General features: G+C 66.9%; 14 protein-coding genes. 8 read left to right on the top strand and 6 right to left on the bottom strand.

Features of this window, described 5'->3' with window-relative positions:
• Positions 1 to 12: 12 nt before the first annotated feature.
• Positions 13 to 2,742 (top strand): winged helix-turn-helix domain-containing protein, encoded by a 2,730-nt coding sequence (locus O0881_RS05155; protein ID WP_289910454.1) that lies wholly within the window; start codon positions 13 to 15, stop codon positions 2,740 to 2,742.
• A gap of 3 nt (positions 2,743 to 2,745) precedes the next feature.
• Here the strand turns inward: O0881_RS05155 and O0881_RS05150 are convergent, their stop codons facing one another.
• Positions 2,746 to 3,657 (bottom strand): lipase secretion chaperone, encoded by a 912-nt coding sequence (locus tag O0881_RS05150; protein ID WP_289910453.1) that lies wholly within the window; start codon positions 3,655 to 3,657, stop codon positions 2,746 to 2,748.
• 10 nt (positions 3,658 to 3,667) lie between these two features.
• A complete protein-coding gene (locus O0881_RS05145; protein ID WP_289910451.1) occupies positions 3,668 to 4,582 on the bottom strand; it encodes a triacylglycerol lipase in 915 nt (304 codons plus the stop codon).
• A gap of 375 nt (positions 4,583 to 4,957) precedes the next feature.
• Between O0881_RS05145 and O0881_RS05140 the strand changes: the two genes are divergently transcribed.
• Positions 4,958 to 5,614, top strand: a complete 657-nt coding sequence (locus tag O0881_RS05140) for a helix-turn-helix domain-containing protein (RefSeq protein ID WP_052140174.1) — start codon at positions 4,958 to 4,960, stop codon at positions 5,612 to 5,614.
• Between the two features lie 44 nt (positions 5,615 to 5,658).
• On the opposite strand, the gene O0881_RS05135 is transcribed toward O0881_RS05140, so the two are convergent.
• A complete protein-coding gene (locus tag O0881_RS05135; RefSeq protein WP_289910450.1) occupies positions 5,659 to 7,983 on the bottom strand; it encodes a PBP1A family penicillin-binding protein in 2,325 nt (774 codons plus the stop codon).
• Between the two features lie 211 nt (positions 7,984 to 8,194).
• Between O0881_RS05135 and O0881_RS05130 the strand changes: the two genes are divergently transcribed.
• Positions 8,195 to 10,462, top strand: coding sequence for an oligopeptide transporter, OPT family (locus tag O0881_RS05130; protein WP_289897559.1), 2,268 nt, complete (start codon positions 8,195 to 8,197; stop codon positions 10,460 to 10,462).
• A 50-nt stretch (positions 10,463 to 10,512) separates the two neighbouring features.
• Here the strand turns inward: O0881_RS05130 and O0881_RS05125 are convergent, their stop codons facing one another.
• Together O0881_RS05125 and O0881_RS05120 are read right to left on the bottom strand one after the other, a co-directional pair.
• A complete protein-coding gene (locus O0881_RS05125) occupies positions 10,513 to 11,460 on the bottom strand; it encodes an AAC(3) family N-acetyltransferase (protein WP_289910449.1) in 948 nt (315 codons plus the stop codon).
• A complete protein-coding gene (locus O0881_RS05120) occupies positions 11,453 to 12,649 on the bottom strand; it encodes a hypothetical protein (RefSeq protein WP_289910448.1) in 1,197 nt (398 codons plus the stop codon). Before O0881_RS05120 ends, O0881_RS05125 begins: the two co-directional genes overlap by 8 nt.
• 164 nt (positions 12,650 to 12,813) lie before the next feature.
• On the opposite strand from O0881_RS05120, the gene O0881_RS05115 reads away from it, so the two are divergent.
• The 5 genes from O0881_RS05115 (at position 12,814) to O0881_RS05095 (ending at position 17,856) form a co-directional block, all read left to right on the top strand.
• A complete protein-coding gene (locus tag O0881_RS05115) occupies positions 12,814 to 13,041 on the top strand; it encodes a hypothetical protein (protein ID WP_077405728.1) in 228 nt (75 codons plus the stop codon).
• A 98-nt stretch (positions 13,042 to 13,139) separates the two neighbouring features.
• Entirely contained in the window at positions 13,140 to 13,640 is a 501-nt protein-coding gene (locus tag O0881_RS05110) for a GNAT family protein (protein ID WP_289910447.1), read from the top strand.
• A 110-nt stretch (positions 13,641 to 13,750) separates the two neighbouring features.
• Positions 13,751 to 14,272 carry a sigma-70 family RNA polymerase sigma factor gene (locus O0881_RS05105; protein WP_289910444.1) on the top strand — a complete coding sequence of 174 codons (522 nt, stop codon included), beginning with the start codon at positions 13,751 to 13,753 and terminating at the stop codon, positions 14,270 to 14,272.
• A complete protein-coding gene (locus O0881_RS05100) occupies positions 14,262 to 15,266 on the top strand; it encodes a FecR domain-containing protein (protein ID WP_354670207.1) in 1,005 nt (334 codons plus the stop codon). The genes O0881_RS05105 and O0881_RS05100 overlap by 11 nt, the downstream gene beginning before the upstream one ends.
• A 100-nt stretch (positions 15,267 to 15,366) precedes the next feature.
• Complete coding sequence (locus O0881_RS05095; RefSeq protein WP_289910443.1) at positions 15,367 to 17,856, top strand: TonB-dependent siderophore receptor; 2,490 nt, start codon at positions 15,367 to 15,369, stop codon at positions 17,854 to 17,856.
• A 9-nt stretch (positions 17,857 to 17,865) separates the two neighbouring features.
• Here the strand turns inward: O0881_RS05095 and O0881_RS05090 are convergent, their stop codons facing one another.
• The gene (locus O0881_RS05090; RefSeq protein ID WP_289910442.1) at positions 17,866 to 18,246 is read right to left on the bottom strand and encodes a hypothetical protein; all 381 of its coding nucleotides are present in this window, start codon (positions 18,244 to 18,246) and stop codon (positions 17,866 to 17,868) included.

Raw genomic sequence — 18,246 nt, 5'->3', positions numbered from 1 at the left:
CCGTTTCGCCTTTTGCCGCTAGAACGCCTGCTGTTCGAGGGCGACCGCGCGCTGCGCCTGGGCAGCAGGGCCATGGACTTGCTGCTGGCACTGCTGGAGCGCGCCGGCGACATCGTCGACAAGCATGAACTGGTGGCCATCGTCTGGCCCAATGCCGTGGTCGACGACGCGACCTTGCGCGTGCACCTGGCGGCGTTGCGCAAGGCGCTCGGCGACGGCCGCGATGGCCAGCGCTACATCACCACCATTCCCGGGCGCGGCTACGGCTTCCTGGCGCCGCTGGCGCACACGGGCCGGCCGGCGTCCGGTGCGGCGGGCGCCGAGCCGCGGCATAACCTGCCCGTCATGCTGACGCGCATGCTGGGCCGCGCCGAGGTGCTGCAAACGATGGCCAACCAGCTGCTGCAATTGCGCCTGCTGTGCATTGCCGGCCCGGGCGGCATCGGCAAGACCACCCTGGCCGTCGGCCTGGCCACGCGCGTGCTGCGCCGCTATGCCGACGGCGTGTGTTTCGTCGACCTGTCGCCGCTGGACGAGGGCCGCCTGGTGCCGCTGGCGCTGGCCACGGCGCTGGGGGTGGCGGTGCCGGCCGGCGACGCCATGCCGGTCCTGCTGGCCTACCTGCGCCCGCGCCACATGCTGCTCGTGCTCGATAACTGCGAGCACGTGATCGGCGCGGCCGCCACGCTGGCCGACGCCTTGCTCAAGGGCGCGCCGCTGCTGCACGTGCTGGCCACCAGCCGCGAGCCGCTGCGCCTCACCAGCGAACAGCTGCAGCGCCTGCCCGCGCTGGAATTGCCGCCTGCCGATGCCGTGCCCGATGCGGCGGCCGCCCGGCATTTCTCCGCGGTGCAGCTGTTTTGCGAACGCTGCGCGGCCGTCGACGATGCCTTCGTGCTGGCCGACGCCGACGTGCCCGTGGTGGTGGACATCTGCCGGCGCCTCGACGGCATCCCGCTGGCGCTGGAACTGGCGGCCGGGCGTATCGGCCATTTCGGCCTGCACGAACTGCGCCGCCAGCTCGACGACCGCTTTCGCCTGCTCACGCGCGGCGCGCGCAACATGCCCTTGCGCCACCAGACCCTGCGGGCCACGCTGGACTGGAGCTACGGCCTGCTCGACGCGCGCGAGCGCCAGGCGCTGCAGGCGCTGAGCGTGTTCAGGAGCCGCTTCCGCCTGGAGTCGGCCAGCGCCGTGGCGGGATGCGACGTGTTCGACACGCTGGCCGACCTGGCGGCCAAGTCCCTCGTCAGCATCGAGTTTTGCCGCCAGCACGTGTATTACCGGCTGCTCGACACGACGCGCGCCTATGCTGGCGCGCAGCTGTCGGCGGGCGGTGGCGCGGGCGCCGTGCTGCTGCGCCATGCGTGCCATTGCCTGGGACTGGCCGCACGCATTGCCGCCGACTGGGGCTGCATGCCGCCGGCCCACTGGAGCGCGCGCTACGGCCGCCATGTCGATGACCTGCGGGCCGCCATCGACTGGGCTTTCGGCGAGGAGGGCGACGTGGCGCTGGGCGTGGCCCTGACCCTGGCCGCGCAAACCCTGTTCTACCAGCTGTCGCTGATGGATGAATACCGCGTGCGCGTCGAGCGGGCGCTCGAGCGCATGGCCACGCACGCGGTGGACGACCCTGACAGCGAGATGCAGCTGCATGTCTCGCAGGCGCACCTGCTGCTGCATACGCAGGGCATCACCGGCACCATGCTGCGCTCGTTCCAGCGCGGCTATGCGCTGGCCATGCGCACGGACGATGGCAGCCGCCGCGCCGAAGCGATTTGCGGCATGTGGATCTGCAGCCTGAAGCTGGCCGATTTCCAGCGCGCCGACAGTTACGTCATAGAGCTTGCCGTCCTGTGCGCAACGCGCGACGACACGGCGATGCGCCTGGTGCTGGCGCGCATGCGCTCCGTGGGCGAGTATGTGCAGGGCCGCTACGCGCAGTCGGCGGCGCTGGCGCGCATGGTGCTCGCGCATCCCGATGGCGCAGCGCAGCTCGGCTTCAACAATGCCTTGCTGGCCGATCACCAGGTGTGCCTGCGCGGCACGCTGGCCCGCTGCCTGTGGATGCAGGGCAGTCCCGACGACGCACTGTCGCTGGCGCGCGAGGCGGTGACGGTGGGCTTCGAGCACAATGGCGTCACGCTGTGCGTGGCGCTGGCCATCCATGCCATTCCCGTCGCCCTGTGGTGCGGGCGGCGGGAACTGGCGCAGGCGTGGACTTGCCTGTTGTGCGAGCACGCGGCCCGCTACGGCTTGCTGTATTGGAGCGCCTGGGGCGCCGCCTACCAGCGCCTGCTCGACGGGGGCGAGGCGATGACGCCATTCCCCTGGCCTTCGGTGCGCAGCTGGCCGATACAGGTCGATTTGATGGCCACCCTGCACGACGCGGCAGCCGATAGCCAGGCGCTGCGGCGCGCGCGCACGGGCCTGGCGCCGTGGAGCGCGCCGGAAGTGCTGCGCCGCGACGCGCACCACCGCTGGCGGGCGCTGGCGCACGACGATGCGGCCGGCCTGGAAGCGGTGCGGGCGCAGCTGGAAGAAGCGCTGCAGCTGGCCAGGGGCCAGCAGGCGCCGGGCTGGGAACTGCGCTGCGCCACCAGCCTGGCGGCCGTGCTGCTGGCGCAAGGTCGCGGCGCCGCCGCGCACGCCGTGCTGGCCCCTGTACATGCGCTCTATAGCCAGGGGCGCGACACGACGGACGTGATGGCGGCGGCAGCGTTGCTGGCGCAGCTGGGCTGAAGGCTATTCGTAGGCGCCCAGCCGGCGCTGCTCGTCCGGCGTGAAACTGGCGTCGCGCAGCTGCTGCAGGGCCGCCGCATCCTGCGCGCCGCCGGGCAGGCTGTGTTTTTGCGCCTGGTAGGCGATGATGCGCTGCTGCCATTGCGATTCCTCGCGGTCCAGCTCCGCCAGACGGGCCGCCGCCGCCGGCGTGAAGGTGCTGGCGCGCAGGCGGTAGACTTCATTGTCGCCGCCGCCCTGTGCCCGCAAGGCCTTGACCGATTCATCCAGCCTGGCCACCTGCAGCGGCGCATCGCGCGCGGCGCGCTGGGCCGGCGACATCTTCTGGTCCAGCGCCGTCAGCTGCGCCTGGCGCTGGGCCTCATCGAGCGTCGTGTTGCCGAGGATATCCATGCGTGCCACGGCGTCGTCGTCATACGCGTCGCTGGCGCCGAACAGGCCGGCGCTTTCCCCTGGCGTAAAATAATTGCCGCGCAGGGCGCGCATGGCTTGCAGGCGCGCGCGCGCCGCCACGGCGGGATCGGCTTGCGCCGGCAAGGCCTGTTCCGCGCCGGCCAGCGCCTGCTTGTAGGCCAGATAGGCGCCCAGCAGGCGCTTCGCTTCGCGCGCGGGCACGGGCGCCAGGCGCTTGTCCAGCTCCGCCTCGATCTGGCTGCGGATGGCGGCCAGCGGCTTTTCGCCGAGGCCCGCCAGGTAGTAGTCGAACAGGTGGCCCAGTTCCGCGTCGACCACCAGCTTGTCGCCGGCAGCCACCGTCACGTCGCCGTCGGGCCGCGTGCCTTGCATCGAGCGCACGAACGCGAACAGGTCCGGTTCCGCCTTTTCCGGCGGCGGGGCGGGCGGCTCGCCCGGGCGCAGCACCAGGTACAGGGCCAGGGCTGCCAGGCTGCCGCCGATGATCCATTTCGCGTGCATGCGCTTCTCCTTACAGTCCGAGGCCTTGCAGGCGGTTGGCTTGCTGGCGGAAGACGGTGACGGGGTTCGTCTCGAACAGGTTGACGATGCCGACGAACTGGTTGACTTCATCGAGGTGGTTCATGGCGTAGTCGTCGCGGATCACCTTGCCCAGGTGGCTGGAGCAGCTGCTCACCAGGCCATCGTTCTTGACGCCGCCGAAGGCCAGGCTGATGGCCGCCAGGGCAGGGTCGCCCACGTCGAGCACGTTCGTGTACGGTTGCGCGCCGCTCCACGAGAAGTAGTACACGCCTTGTACCTGGTAGGCGCCTTCGCCGCAGGCCGAGGTCGGGATGCCCTGTGGGTGGCGGCTGTTGAAGGCCAGCGAGCCGGCCGTGGACAGGGAGGTGAGCGAGGCACCCGCGTTTTGCGGCAAGCCCTTGTTGCCCGACAAAATGCCGATCAGGGAGGCGAGCGCGTTGCCCAGCGCGCCGCTGGTGTTGGGAATGGCGCCGCTGAGGATATCGGCCACCTTCGAGCCCTTGTTGACGCCGGCCACGCTGGTGACGGACGCCACCAGGTCGGGCCGCACGGAAGCGACATAGCGGGCCGTGGGGCCGCCGTGGCTATGGCCGATCAAATTGACTTTGGCGGCGCCCGTGGCGGCGAGGATTTGTCGCACCTGCGACAGCAGCTGCTCGCCGCGCACTTCCGTGCTGTTGGCGGCCGACACGGTGGTCACATACACTTGCGCGCCGCCGCTGCGCAGGGCGGCGGGAACGCCATAAAAATATTCGACGGGACCGAGCTTGTCGAAGCCGAACAGGCCGTGCACGAGCACGATCGGGTACTTGGTTTGCGTGTAGCCGGCGGCGCTGGCGCTGCCGGGCAGGATGGCGAGGGAAAACAGCAGGGTGGAAAGCAGTTGCCAGAAGCGAGTCTTCATTTTGTCTCCGTTATGTATTATTAATAGTGGAAATGAGTGGAAATGTCGATGCTGTAGCGATGAACCGTGCACTCCTGTACATTCTCGATGCATTAAAAATAGCGAGCGCTCGGTTTTTTGAATGTAGCACCGCTGGATTTAAATTGCATTTGAATTGCATGATGCAGCGCAATAACTGTGGGAATTTGGCGTTGCGTATGCGCCCATTGCATAGTTGAAAAGTCAAATAGTTGTTTTCCTGAGCTATAATCGGCCCGGCATCAGCCGTCCCGCCATCTTGCAATGCCGCGTCCCGGCATGGCATGGATATCGCTCCTACACCGTTACTTGGGAATGCACTTGTCGACCCATTTTAATTTTGAACAGTTTCAGCAGATGACGCCTTTAAATGGCGAAAACATCTGGGAATATATTCTTGACCGCCACGCGGAGCGCATCGGCGTCAAGCGCCGCAAGCCGGCGCTGGAAAATCTTGAACGCATCTTCGTCGCCACCTTCCGCCTGGCCAATGACGTGGGTTTCCGCGCCATGAGCTTGCGCGATTTGTGCCGCGAGACCGGCTTGTCGATGGGCGGCCTGTATGGCTACATCACCAGCAAGGATCAACTGGCCGAAATGATCGAGGACGTGGTGCGCCACGCCACGCAAGCCTTGCCCTTGCTGTTTGCCGACGTGAAGTCGCCGCTGGACCGCCTGGAAGCGATGATACGCTCGTCGATCTACCTGTCCGAAGTGCTGCAGCCGTGGTTTTATTTTGTCTTCATGGATTCGCGCGTGCTGCAGGTGGAGCAGCGCAGCATGGCGAAGAATTCGGAACTGTATGTGCAGACCCTGATCGCCGCCACCATCGGGGAAATCGAACCGAAGCCGCAGGGCGATCCCACCTTGCTGGCCGCGCACTGCCTGGCCCTGTTTCAGGACTGGTACGTGAAACGCTGGAAGTACCGCGCCGCGAAGGTCAACGTCGACGATTTCGCCGATAGCGTCGTCAGTACGGTGCGCGGCTACCTGAGCATGGTCAAGGCGCCGTAAGAAGGCCGCCGAAAAAAAAGCCAGGATCGCTCCTGGCTTTTTCACTAGTTCGTCTCTACCGGCACCGTCTCCGGCACTGCCGCCGGATCCGTCGGCGTCTCCGCCTCCATATCCAGCGTCCTGATCCCGTTCATGTCGATGAATTCGTCGTACAGCCACTCGCCGTCGACCTGGCTCAGGCCCGCCGGCACGGCGCGCGTGACTTGCGGGCGCGTCGACAGGGCCGTGCGCATGTAGTCGATCCAGATCGGCATGGCCAGCGAGGAACCGAATTCGCGTCCGCCCAGGGACTTGGGTTCGTCATAGCCCATCCACGCCACGGCCACGATGCCGCCGCCATAACCGGCGAACCAGCCGTCGACGGCGTCGCTGGTGGTGCCCGTCTTGCCGGCGATATCGCTGCGGCCCAGTTTTTTCGTCGCCGCCGCGCCCGTGCCGGTGCGCGTGACTTCGCGCAGCATGCTGTCCATCACGAAGGCGTTGCGCGGGTCCAGCGCCAGGGTCTTCTCGTCGTTCGGCGCGGGCGGCTTGGTCTGCATCAGCACCGCGCCCTTGGCGTCGACGATGCGGTCGATCAAATACGGTTCCACCTGGTGGCCGCCATTGGCGAACAGGGCGTAGGCGCCCGCCATCTGCACGGGCGTGACGGAACCCGTGCCCAGCGCCATCGTCAGGTTGCTGGGCTGGCGGGCCGGGTCGAAGCCGAATTTTTCCATGAAGTCGTGCGTGTACGACACGCCCAGCGCGCGCAGGATGCGCACCGAGGCTACGTTCTTCGATTGCGCAAGCGCGTAGCGCATGGTGATCGGGCCGTCGAACTTGAAGTCGTCATTCTGCGGCGCCCATACCTTGCCGCCCGCCTGCATTTCCAGTGGCACGTCGTTGATCAGGGTGGCCGGCGAAAAGCCTTTTTCCAGCGCCGCCGAATACACGAAGGGCTTCATGGCCGAACCGGGCTGGCGCCAGGCTTGCGTCACGTGGTTGAATTTTTGCAGGTTGTAGTCGAAGCCGCCCACCATGGCGTGGTAGGCGCCCGTTTCCGCGTCCAGCGAGACGAAGGCGGCGGCCACCAGCGGCACTTGCGTGATGGCCCAGTTGCCCTTGGCGTCCTGGGTGATGCGGATCACGGCGCCCGGACGCAGCTTGATGCCGGCGCCCGCCTTGGCGGACAAGGCGGGGGCGGCAAAGCGCAAGCCTTCGCCCGTGATGGCCTTGGCGTCGCCGTCGCCGATGTCGGCCACCACCTTGCCGCTAGAGACCTCCGTGACGACGGCGGCGATCAGGCCGTCGCTGTCCGGGCGTTTTTGCAGCGCAGCATCGATGGCGTCGTCGCGCTGCTCGGCCTCAAGCGGCATGTCGATGAAGGTTTCCGGGCCGCGGTAGCCGTGGCGCAGGTCGTAGGCGATGACGTTGCGGCGCGTCGAGGCGTAGGCCGCATCCTGGTCCGCCTTCAAAATCGTCGTGTAGACGCTGATGCCCCTGGTGTAGCTGTCTTCCTTGTACTGCGCATACACGGCCTGGCGCGCCAGTTCGGCCACGTATTCGGCGTGCGTGTCGAAACCCTGCTTGCCGCGGCTGTTGATATGCAGCGGCTGCGCCAGCGCCTGCTGGTACTGGCCTTCGCTGATGTAATCGAGGTCGCGCATGCGCTTCAACACCAGTTGCTGGCGCGCGTGCGCCTTTTTCGGATTGCTGATCGGGTTGTGGCGCGAGGGGTTTTGCGGCAGGCCTGCCAGCATGGCCATTTCCGCGATCGACAGTTCGGACAAGGGCTTGCCGAAATACGTCTGCGCCGCGCTGCCGAAGCCGAACGAGCGCTGGCCTAGGTACATCTGGTTCATGTACAGCTCGAGAATCTGGTCTTTCGACAGGGCCGACTCGATCTTCAGGGCCAGCATGATTTCATTGAGCTTGCGCGAAGCGACTTTTTCGCGCGTCAGGAAGAAGTTGCGCGCCACCTGCATGGTGATGGTGGAGCCGCCGCCGTGGCCGAAGCCGTGGCGCAGATTCGACAGTACGGCGCCGCCGGCGCGCACGAAGTCGATGCCGTGGTGTTCGTAGAAGCGGCCATCCTCGATGGCCAGCAGGGCCTTTTTCATCATTTCCGGCACTTGCGCAATCGGCACGAAATCGCGGTGTTCTTCGCCGAATTCGCCGATCAGCACATTGTCGGCCGTGTACACGCGCAGCGGGATCTTCGGCTGGTAGTCCGTAATGACGTCCAGCTCGGGCAGGCGCGGGCGCACATACAGGAACAGGTAGGCGGCCAGCAGCAGGGCGGCGGCCAGCGCGGCGCAGCCGGCGAGGATGAAACCGCGCACGGTGGCGCGGCGGGAAGGCCAGGGGAATCCGGTTCGTTTGGCAGTCAAGGCAGTCTCACGTGAGCGTGCAAGGCACGGTGGCAGCGATTATAGACCAATGCGCCGGCGCTTCCCGCGCGGGCAGGGCGGCGGGCTGGCCTCGGGGACCGGGAGCAAAAAACCTTTTCATCGAAACGCGGCTGTGCGATAGTCTCGGCTTCAAGAAAATAGCCCGGGCGTCAATCCGGGCTGTTTATTTTTAAAAATTAAGGAAATATCCATGGCAAAAGATGCAACACCGAGCGTCGTGAGGCCCTACATCCCGGCCGATGCGAAGCTGCCCGAGATGACCTTCCGCGCCCTGTTCATGGGCGTCATCCTGGGGATGGTCTTCGGCGCTTCCTCGCTCTACCTGGTGCTGAAAGTGGGCCTGACCGTCAGCGCCTCGATTCCCGTCGCCGTGATCGCCATCACCCTGTTCGGCCTGGCCAAGAAGGTGGGCGGCAAGGATTCGTCGATCCTGGAAAACAGCATCACGCAAACGGCCGGTTCTGCCGGCGAATCGCTGGCCTTCGGCCTGGGCGTCACCATGCCCGCCATCCTGATTCTTGGCTTCGACCTGGAAATCTCTAGAGTCATGCTGGTCGGCGTCCTCGGCGGCCTGCTGGGCATCCTGATGATGATCCCCATGCGCCGCACCATGATCGTCGACCAGCACAAGGAACTCAAATTCCCCGAAGGCACGGCGTGCGCCGAAGTGCTGAAGGCGGCCGCCACGGAAGAATCGCGCATCGCCGCGGGCGAAAGCATCGAGAAGGATTCGGCTGCCGCGCTGGACGCCAAGCGCCGCGCGAAGATCATCTTCGGCGGTTTTGCCGTCGGCTTGCTGTATAAAGTGTTCAATATCTCGTTCAAGGGCTGGAAGGATACGCCGGGCGTGGAATTTGCCGCGCCGCTGAAGGGCGGCTCCATCGGCGCCGAGATTTCGCCTGAATTGCTGGGCGTGGGCTACATCATCGGCCCGCGCATCGCCGCCACCATGGCGGCCGGCGGCGTGCTGTCGTACCTGCTGTTGATCCCGATGATCAAGTTCTTCGGCGACAGCCTGACCACCGTGCTCTCGCCGGGCACCAAATTGATCAGTGAAATGGGCGCCGACGACGTGCGCAGCGCCTACGTGCTGTACATCGGCGCGGGCGCCGTGGCCGCCGGCGGCCTGATTTCCCTGGTGCGCGCCATGCCCATGATCTGGCGCAGCCTGTCGGCCGGCCTGAAAGGCATCGGCAAGGGCGTCAAGACCAACTCCACCTTGCGCACGGACCAGGACATCCCCCTGAAATGGGTCGTCATCGGTTGCCTGTCCATCATCGCCGTGATCACCTTCGCCACGCCGCTGCACATGAATTTCCTCGGCGCGCTGCTGATCCTCGTCTTCGGCTTCCTGTTCGCCACCGTGTCGTCGCGCCTGACGGGCGAAATCGGCTCGTCGTCGAACCCGATTTCCGGCATGGCCGTGGCCACCTTGCTGTTCACTTGCCTGATCTTCCTCATCATGGGCTGGACGGGCGGACGTTACTATGTGACTGCCCTGTCGGTGGGCGCCATCGTCTGCATCGCCGCCAGCAATGCGGGCACCACGTCGCAAGACTTGAAAACGGGCTACCTGGTGGGCGCCACGCCGCGCCTGCAGCAGTATGCGATCCTGGCGGGCGCCTTGTCGTCCGCGCTGATCCTTGGTCCGATTCTGCTCAAATTGAACGAGGCGAGCACCGTCTACGTGCCTGCCGCGCAAGTGGCGCCTGGCCTGACAGTCGATGCGTCGAAGCTGACGGTGACGGGCGAGCTGCATGGTCCGCAAGCCGAGACGGACCACAATACGTATAAAGTCTGGCAAAAGACGGATACCGTGGGCGGCCCGGCCGGCAAGTATTTTGTCAAGGATGATGGCCAGCTGGCTTACCTGGTCGATCCGGGCATCAATGGCCATTACAGCAAGCGTCCCGACGGTTCGGAAGTGAAGAAATACGATGCGCCGAAGGCCGTGCTGATGTCCTACATCATCAAGGGCATCCTCGACCAGCAGCTGCCGTGGACCCTGGTGCTGTTTGGCGTGATGATCGCCGTGGTGCTGGAAATGGCCGGCATCCCGTCGCTGGCGTTCTCCGTGGGCGTGTATTTGCCCCTGTCGTCCACCTTGCCGATCTTCGTCGGCGGCCTGGTGCGCTGGCTGGCGGACCGCCGCAACAACAAGCTGGAACACAACGCCAAGCTCAATGAAGAAGAGCGCCAGCTGGCGGGCGACCGCAGCTCGGGCGTGCTGCTGGCGTCCGGCTACATCGCCGGCGGCGCGCTGGCCGGCATCATCATCGCGATCACGGCCGGCGTGCTGACGCACTTCGACCAGATGATGGCCGACTGGGCCGAGCACGGCAACCCGTTCTACGCGGGCCTGCATTCGGATGCGTTGTCGCTGCTGCCGTATGCGCTCATCATCGTGCTGCTGTATATCGTGGCGCGCGAGAAGAAAGCGGGCAGTTCGCAGGCTTGATGTCATAGTCACTCCAAGGAAAACCGCCCGGTTCGCACCGGGCGGTTTTTTTATGCGCGCGCATGAGACGATGGCTGCGATACGGGCCGCGTCGCCAGCTGCGCCGCGCTCGCGTAGATCGTTACGTGCTCGGACGCCATGTGGCGCAGGTGGTCATAAAACGCCTGCCCGGGTATGCACCACGACGCCGCGTCGCCCACTTGCCCGTTGACGCGCAGGCCGGCGGCATCGAATTCCCGCTGAAAGTACTCGCGCAAATCCTCCCGGCCGGGATGGTCGATGCGGCGCTGTGCGACTGCCGGATCGAAAGGGCGCACGGGCACGTCCCAGCGCCGGCCGGCGTGGTCCAGGCAAGCGAGCAGCCTTGTCTCTTCCTCCCACACGGGCACGGGAAAGGCCTCGCCCATGGCGTCTTCCAGCGCGTGATAGAACGTCACCGGCCCCATGGAAATGCCCAGGCCCAGCACCTTCGCATGGTCGCAGCCGATGAAGCGCTGCCAGGGAGAACCCATGCCGAAGATCGAGGGCGCGCGGTGGTGCGCTTCGGTGAGGTCGGCGGCATGGCGGCCCCACGCGGACACGGAGTGCGTCGGGTGGATGCTGCGCCGGACACCGGGGCTGGCAAGGAAGGCTTCCGGCAGGCGTCCCATGTGCGTGCCGTGGCGGCGCGGGTCGAATACATAATCGGGCATGGCGCAGGCGGCGCGCACGGTGCCGCCCGGCAGATAGTAGGCGGGTAGCAGCAGGGCGCCTTGCGGGCCGACGGCGTCCTGCAGGGCGGCTATCACGGCTGGCGCGCCGCCTTCCACATAGCCCAGGCTTTTCAGCGAGGAATGCACGAACAGCGTATCGCCTGGCGCGATGCCCAGCCGCGCCAGGCCGGCGGCCAGCCCGGTGCGCGTCACGTGGGGGGCATTCTGGCGCACATGCCGGGCGCCGGCGGCGCGGCGCCACGCTTCCAGCGCGGCCCGGGCGGCGCGTCTGGCCTCGTCAAGCATGGCCTACTAACTCCAATTCCAGCAGGTTGGCATCGATGCAGAACTTGGCTGCCCAGTTCAGGTAAGCCCAGGTGCCGTAGTCGCCATCGACGGGAAACGAGCCCTTGACGCCGCCGCGCGCGTGCGCGGGACCGTCGATGCTGACCGCGCGCCGCACGTAGCGGTTCAGGCGGCGCCCCGCGTCGAGGTAGGGCCGCTCGCCCGTGAGCCGATACAGCAGGAACAGACAATGCGCGTTTTGCGCCGAACCCGTGAGGCAGGCGTAGTTCGCTCCCGGCTGGAAGTCCGGGCCGAGGCGGCCGGCCAGGTAGCCATCGGCCGCCACGGCCCTGGCGACGCTCGCTCCCGTGCGCGCGGCGGCGTCGAGCAGGTCGGCGCGCGCCGAAAAGCGGTGCGCTTCGAGCAGGCCGCGCAAGGCGTAGCCGATGGTATGGGTCAGGGGCAGGAGCGGGTTGTCCAGGCAGTTCGCCGCGAACCAGCCATTGGAGCGCTGTTTGGTCAACGCCCAGTCGACCTGGCGCAAGCCGGCCGCGCCATAGCCGTGGCCCGGCGCGACGCGGTCCGCTTCGAACAGGCCCCATGCGACGTGCGTTTCGTAGGCCTTGTCGCCGGCGCTGGCGAACGGCGTCGGATGGCGGCGCCAGCAGCCGTCCGCATCCTGGCTGTCGCGCAGCCAGCTTGCCGCGCGATGCATGGCGTCTGCGTAGGCCGCGCCGTACGCCGCCACGCCGGCGGCCAGGCCGAGCAGGATCTGGCCCGTATTGAAGGTGACGGGCACGCGCGGCGTCGAATCGATCTTCCCGCCCTGGAATCCGCCTTGCGCGAACTGGATGGCCAGGCACCAGTCGAGCATGCGCCGCGCGCGCCCGTGCAGCGCCTCATCCCCAGCCTCGTCGCCCGTGCGCTGCGCCAGGGCGATGAGGGTGGGGATGATGTAGCCGGTGGTCTCCGGGTAGGAACTCGACCACCCTGTGAGCAGGCTGTAGTCGCGCGCGACGCCGCCGTCGTTTGAGCTGGAATGGTCCTGCGCCGCGCATAGCCAGGCCGTGCAGGCCTTGACGACGGCTTGCGGGCCGGGGTCGAAGGCGGGCAGGCCGCGCCGGTCCGACAGCCGCTCCATGCGCGCCGCCGCCGGCAGGCTCGCCTGCGGCGACAGCGTGTTCCTGATCTTCGTGAGCAAGGTGCGCATGGCAGTCATGGTCGTAATGGCAGCAGTGGCGTGCTGGTTGGCACAGGTTACTGTAGCGCCGGCAGGCGGCAGGGTTATTGACTTGCCGCAAGGATTGGCCGTCGCATCGCTGCCGCCGGAATTGACGCATAATAGACACTTCACCCTTGTCGACGAGGCCCGCCATGAACAGCGTCACGCTTGAATACACAGTCGTCACCAATCCCGACGCGTTCGTCGGCTTCAAGTATTACGTGAAGGCGGGGCAGGCATTCGATGCCGATGATTTCGCCTACTCCTACAAGCTGAAACGCTCCGACCTGGACCCGGACAGCGTGCTGGCCACGCGCGAGGCGGCGGCGAATTTGCAGCCGGGCGAGTGGCTGAGCGTGTCGCATTCGATTGCGGCGTAGCGATACGCCCGCGTGTTTCTACTCTAACTTTACCGGCCCGCCAGGGATATATGCACCTGACTCTTTCAGCATTTCCTGATATTTCCATTGTTCCAACCTTGCCTGAACACGCCCAGGCGCTCGCCACGTTGGTGGCGGAAAACCGCGAACACCTGCAAGCCTACCTGCCCGTCGTGGTTCAGCTGGACTCGTTCGGCGAGGCGCAGGGGTATCTGCTGGCCGCCTGCGCGCGTGCGGCCAGCGGCGAAGTGCTGGAGTGGCATGTCTTCTCCGGCACGGCCTTGTGCGGCAGCATCCGTCTGAAAGACATCGATACAGAGGACCGCAAGGCGAAAATCGGCTATTACCTCGGACGCCAGTTCCAGGGCAGGGGCATCGCCAGCGCGGCGGTGCGCGCCGTTCTTGCGCATGCGTTTGGCGCGCTGCAATTGCACCGCATCGAATTGCAGTGCGCGGCCGGTAACGGGGCCAGCATGGCGCTGGCCGAACGGCTGGGGTTTGCGCACGAAGGCGTGCTGCGGCAGGCGGAACTGTTAAACGGCGTGTTTGTCGACCTGCATGTCTTCGGTTTGCTGCAGGCTGACTGCAGGCCGGATTGAGTTTCCTGCCATGGCTGCGGCGGCCGCGGATCTTGCCTGGGTGCGCACTTCTGCCTATAATTGAGAATAATTCTCATTAAGTTTGCGCTGCCCGCCAGACCCGCCGCTCCATGTCCGCCGACCACGTCTCCCTGCATGATTTCGATGACATCGCCATCCTGTATCGCCAGCACCATGGCTGGCTGCGCGGCTGGCTGCAGCGCAAGGTGGGCAACGCCTTCGACGCGGCCGACCTGGCGCAGGCCACCTTCCTGCGCGTGCTCGCGCCGCAGGGCATGCAGGGCGTGCAGGAGCCGCGCGCCTACCTGACGACGATCGCCCGCAACCTGCTGATCAACCATGTGCGCCGGCGCGCCATCGAGCAAGCCTACCTCGACGCTCTTGCCCTGATGCCGGAGCCGGTGGCGCCGCCGCCCGAAGTGCGCCTGATGTTCCTCGAACGGCTGGTGGAGCTGGACCGGCGCCTGGCCGGGCTGCCGGCGCAGGCGCGGCAAGCCTTCTTGCTGGTGCAGCTCGACGGCCTGGGGCAGCAGGAGGTCGCCACCGAACTGGGCATTTCCCTGTCCACCGTCAAGCGCCATCTGGTCAGGGCGGCCCTGCGCTGCTTTTTCCCGGAGCAGCATGATGGATGAAGAGGCAAGCCTCGCCCTGGACGGAACGGGTGTCGCCGCAAGCGTGGCGCCCGCCGTGGCGCGGCGGGCCGTGCAGTGGTGGCTGGCGCTGCAGGGCGGCGACGCCACTGCCGCACAGCTGCAGGCATGGCAGCGCTGGCGCGCCGAGGAAGCCGAACATGAGCGGGCCTGGCAGCGCATCGAAGCGGTCAGCGGCCAGCTGGCCGGCATTCCGCCGCCGCTGGCCAGCGCCGCCCTGGCCGCACCCGCAGGCGCGCAGCGGCGCCGCGCGGTGCGCCTGCTCACGGCGCTGGTGGTGGCGGGCGGCAGCGCCGCCATGCTGCGCCAGACACCGGCGTGGCAGTCGTGGAACGCCGATGCCAGCACGGCCACGGGCGAGCGGCGCACGGTGCGCCTGCCGGACGGCGGCACGCTGGTGCTCAATACCGATAGCGCCATCCAGCTGCGCTATGACGCCAGCGAGCGCGCGGTGCAGCTGCTGCGCGGCGAGGTGCTGCTGCAGACGGCGCCCGATGCGCAGCAGCGGCCCTTCCGCGTGTACACCGCCGACGGCACGGCGCGCGCGCTGGGCACGCGATTCATCGTGCGCCGGCACGCGGGCTTCGTGCAGGTGGGCGTGCTGGAGGGGGCCGTCGAGTTGCGGCCTGCGGCGGCCGACGGCCAGCTACGCGTGCTGCGGGCGGGCGAGGAGGGCAGTTTTACGCGCGACGGCGTGGGCGCGGCGCATGCGCTTGATGCCGGCGCCGGTGCCTGGGCGGACGGCATGCTGGTCGCCGCGCACATGCGCCTGGATGATTTCCTGCTGGAGTTGTCGCGCCACCGGCGCGGCCACCTGGGATGCGATCCTGCGCTCGCGCACATGCTGGTGTCGGGCGCCTATCCGCTGGCCGATACCGACAGGGTGCTGTTGGCGCTGGTGGAAGCCTTGCCCGTCGAGCTGCACTACCTGACGCGCTACTGGGTCACCTTGCGGCCGCGCGCGGCGAAAAAATAAACTGAAAATACATGGACTGTTTTTGCACGCTGCCTTGTCAAGGGAAGTGAGGGCGCAGGTATTGGCCCGTTCCACCCATCCCATGATACGAAGGCATGCCATGAACGACCGCAGTACATTCCCCCCATCCACGCGCTTGCTGGCCATGACGCCGCTGGCCCACCTGGTGCACGCCCTGTGCCTGGGCGCACTGGCCGGCCTGGCCGGCGCGCCGGCGCAGGCGCAAACGGCCGGACAGGCCGAGTCCTTGCGCCATTACGCCATCCCGGCGGGGCCGCTGGAAGCGACGTTGAACCGGCTGGGGCGTGAAGCGGGCTTGCTGATCGCCTTTGGCTCGGCCGCGACGGAAGGGCTGCGCAGCGGCGGCGTCACTGGCAGCTACACGGTGGACGACGCGCTGGCGCGGGCGCTGGCCGGCACCGGGCTCGCTGCCGTGCGCACGGCCGGCGGCGGCTATGCGCTGCGTGCCGCCACCACATCCGCTGCCGGCGCGGCGGCGGATGGCGTGCAGATGATGGCTCCCGTGACCGTCAGCGCGCAGGCGGAAGAGGAAAACCCGTGGGGCAAGGCCAGCGGCTATGTGGCGCGGCGGGCCAGCACGGCCACCAAGACCGACGCTTCCCTGCTGGAAGTGCCGCAATCGGTCTCCGTCATCACGCGCGACCGCATGGATGACCAGGGCGTGCGCACCCTGAACGACGCCATCCAGTACACGGCCGGCTTGCGCAGCAACACGGCAGGCGCCAATCCTGCCGACGACAGCCTGTCGGTACGGGGCTTCAGCCAGTTCTCGGGCGCGTTCTACCTGGACGGCATGCGCCTGATGCCGATGGGGACGCTGGGCTTTTTCGGCGTGGAGCCGTACGGTGCCGAGCGCGTGGAAGTGCTGAAGGGGCCTTCGTCCGTGTTGTACGGCCAGAATGCGCCGGGCGGCATCGTCAATTTCGTCGCCAAGCGCCCCGCGGCGGACCAGGTAAACCAGGTCGAATTGTCGCTCGGCAGCTACGAGCGCAAGCAGCTGGCCCTCGACGTGGGCGGCAAGCTGGCCGACGACGGCAGCCTGCAGTACCGGCTGGTGGGGCTGGCGCGCCAGGCGGACCAGCAGATCGATTACATGCAGGACGACCGCTACTATCTGGCACCCAGCCTGACGTGGGCGCCGAGGGCCCGCACCAGCATCACCTTATTGGGCTTTTTCCAGCAGAATCGCGCCATGCAATCGTCGAACGTGCAGTGGGAAGCCTTGAACGGCAGCAATCCCAACGGCCGCCTGCCGCTGACGCGATTCCTGGGCGAGCCCGGCTTCGACCACGAGGAAACGCGCGTCGCGTCGGCGGGCTACGCGGCGCGCCATACGTTCGACAGCGGGTGGACGCTCCGGCAGAACTTCCGCTTCCTGCACGCGAATAACCATGAACAGTACATGTTTCGTTACGGTAACTTAATCGACCATGCGGTCACCAACCGCGAGATCGATACGCGCGACGGCAAGGGCAGCGTGTACTCGCTCGACACCAGCGTGACGGGCCAGGTGGCGACGGGCGCGCTGCGCCATGAGGTGGTTGCCGGCATCGATTACAGCCGCAGCAGTACTTCGTTCAGCTCGTATATCGCCGACGGTCCGCAGATCGATATCTACCGCCCCGTCTACGGCGGCGCGCTTGACCTGGCGGCGCTGGCGCCCGATGCCCTGCGCCGCGAGCATAACCGGCAGCTGGGCGCCTACCTGCAAGACCGCATGCAGTACCGTAACTGGGTCTTCACCGTGGGCGGGCGCCAGGACTGGACGCGCCAGGAACAGCGCAATCTGCTGGTATCGCCGTCGGCCACGACGGTGCGCAAACCCACGGCATTCACGGGCCGCGCCGGCATCACTTACCTGGCGGCGAACGGCCTGGCGCCTTACGCCAGCTACAGCGAATCGTTCTCGCCCGTCTCCGGCGCCGACCGCCATGACCGTCCGTTCGAGCCGGAAACGGCGCGGCAAGTGGAGGTCGGCGTGAAATACGCGCCTGGCGCGCACCTGTCCGTGACGGCCGCCGCATTCGAACTGCGCCGCCAGAACGTGCTGACGACGGACCCGGACGCACCGAATTTCTCCATCCAGCAGGGGGAGGTGCGCTCGCGCGGCATCGAACTGGAAGTGGCGGCGCAGCCCGGCAGCCAGCTGAAACTGCTGGCGTCCCTCACCTACAACCCCCTGAAGGTGACGAGGGCGAATCCGGATATGTGGGGCACGAACGTGCAGGGCAAGTCGCCGTATGAAGTGCCCCGGCAGATGGCTTCCGCGTGGGCCGATTACGCCTTCGTTGGCGGCTTGCGCGGCCTGTCGGCCGGCGCCGGCGTGCGCCACGTGGGCGCCAGCTGGGGCGATGCGGAGAACACCTTCCAAGTGCCGGCGTTCACCCTGGCCGACCTGTCGCTGCGCTATGACCTGGGGCAGGCGCGCAGCGACTGGCGCGGCCTGAGCGTGAGCATGACGGTGAAGAACCTGTTCGACAAATACCATGTCGCCTCGTGTTTCTCTGCGCGGGCCTGCAATTACGGCGAACAGCGCAATGTCGGCGTGCGCGTGGCCTACCTCTGGTAGCGCGCAGCCTTACGCAGGCGCAAACCAGGCGCGCAATTCCGCCTCGGCCCTCTGCGCCGTCGCCTGCGTCAGGGTCAGCACGATGATTTTTTCCTGCGCCGGGCGGTGCCCGTCGTCGCCGGTCAGCTCGATGGCTTGTTCGAAGCTCGTGTAGCCGTGGCCGCATTCATGCGGGCATTGCTGCACGATGCGGGCCGCCTTGCCGGCGTGCCGGTCCGCCAGGTTGACGATGGGATTGCCGTCATAAAACGGCTGACCATTGGCGAATGCGGTGCGCAGATACGGCGCGCATTGGCCGTCGAGGAAGGCCAGGCGCGCCTGCCACCAGGCCTCTGCCGCCGCATACGCGGCATGGTCCTCGAGAAAATCGGTAAACAGGAAGTCGTCCAT

The sequence above is a fragment of the Janthinobacterium sp. SUN100 genome, from assembly GCF_030397705.1.
Classification (GTDB): domain Bacteria; phylum Pseudomonadota; class Gammaproteobacteria; order Burkholderiales; family Burkholderiaceae_D; genus Janthinobacterium; species Janthinobacterium kumbetense.
Note: the sequence above shows the minus strand (reverse complement) of the source record. Positions and strands in the feature narration are given on the sequence as shown.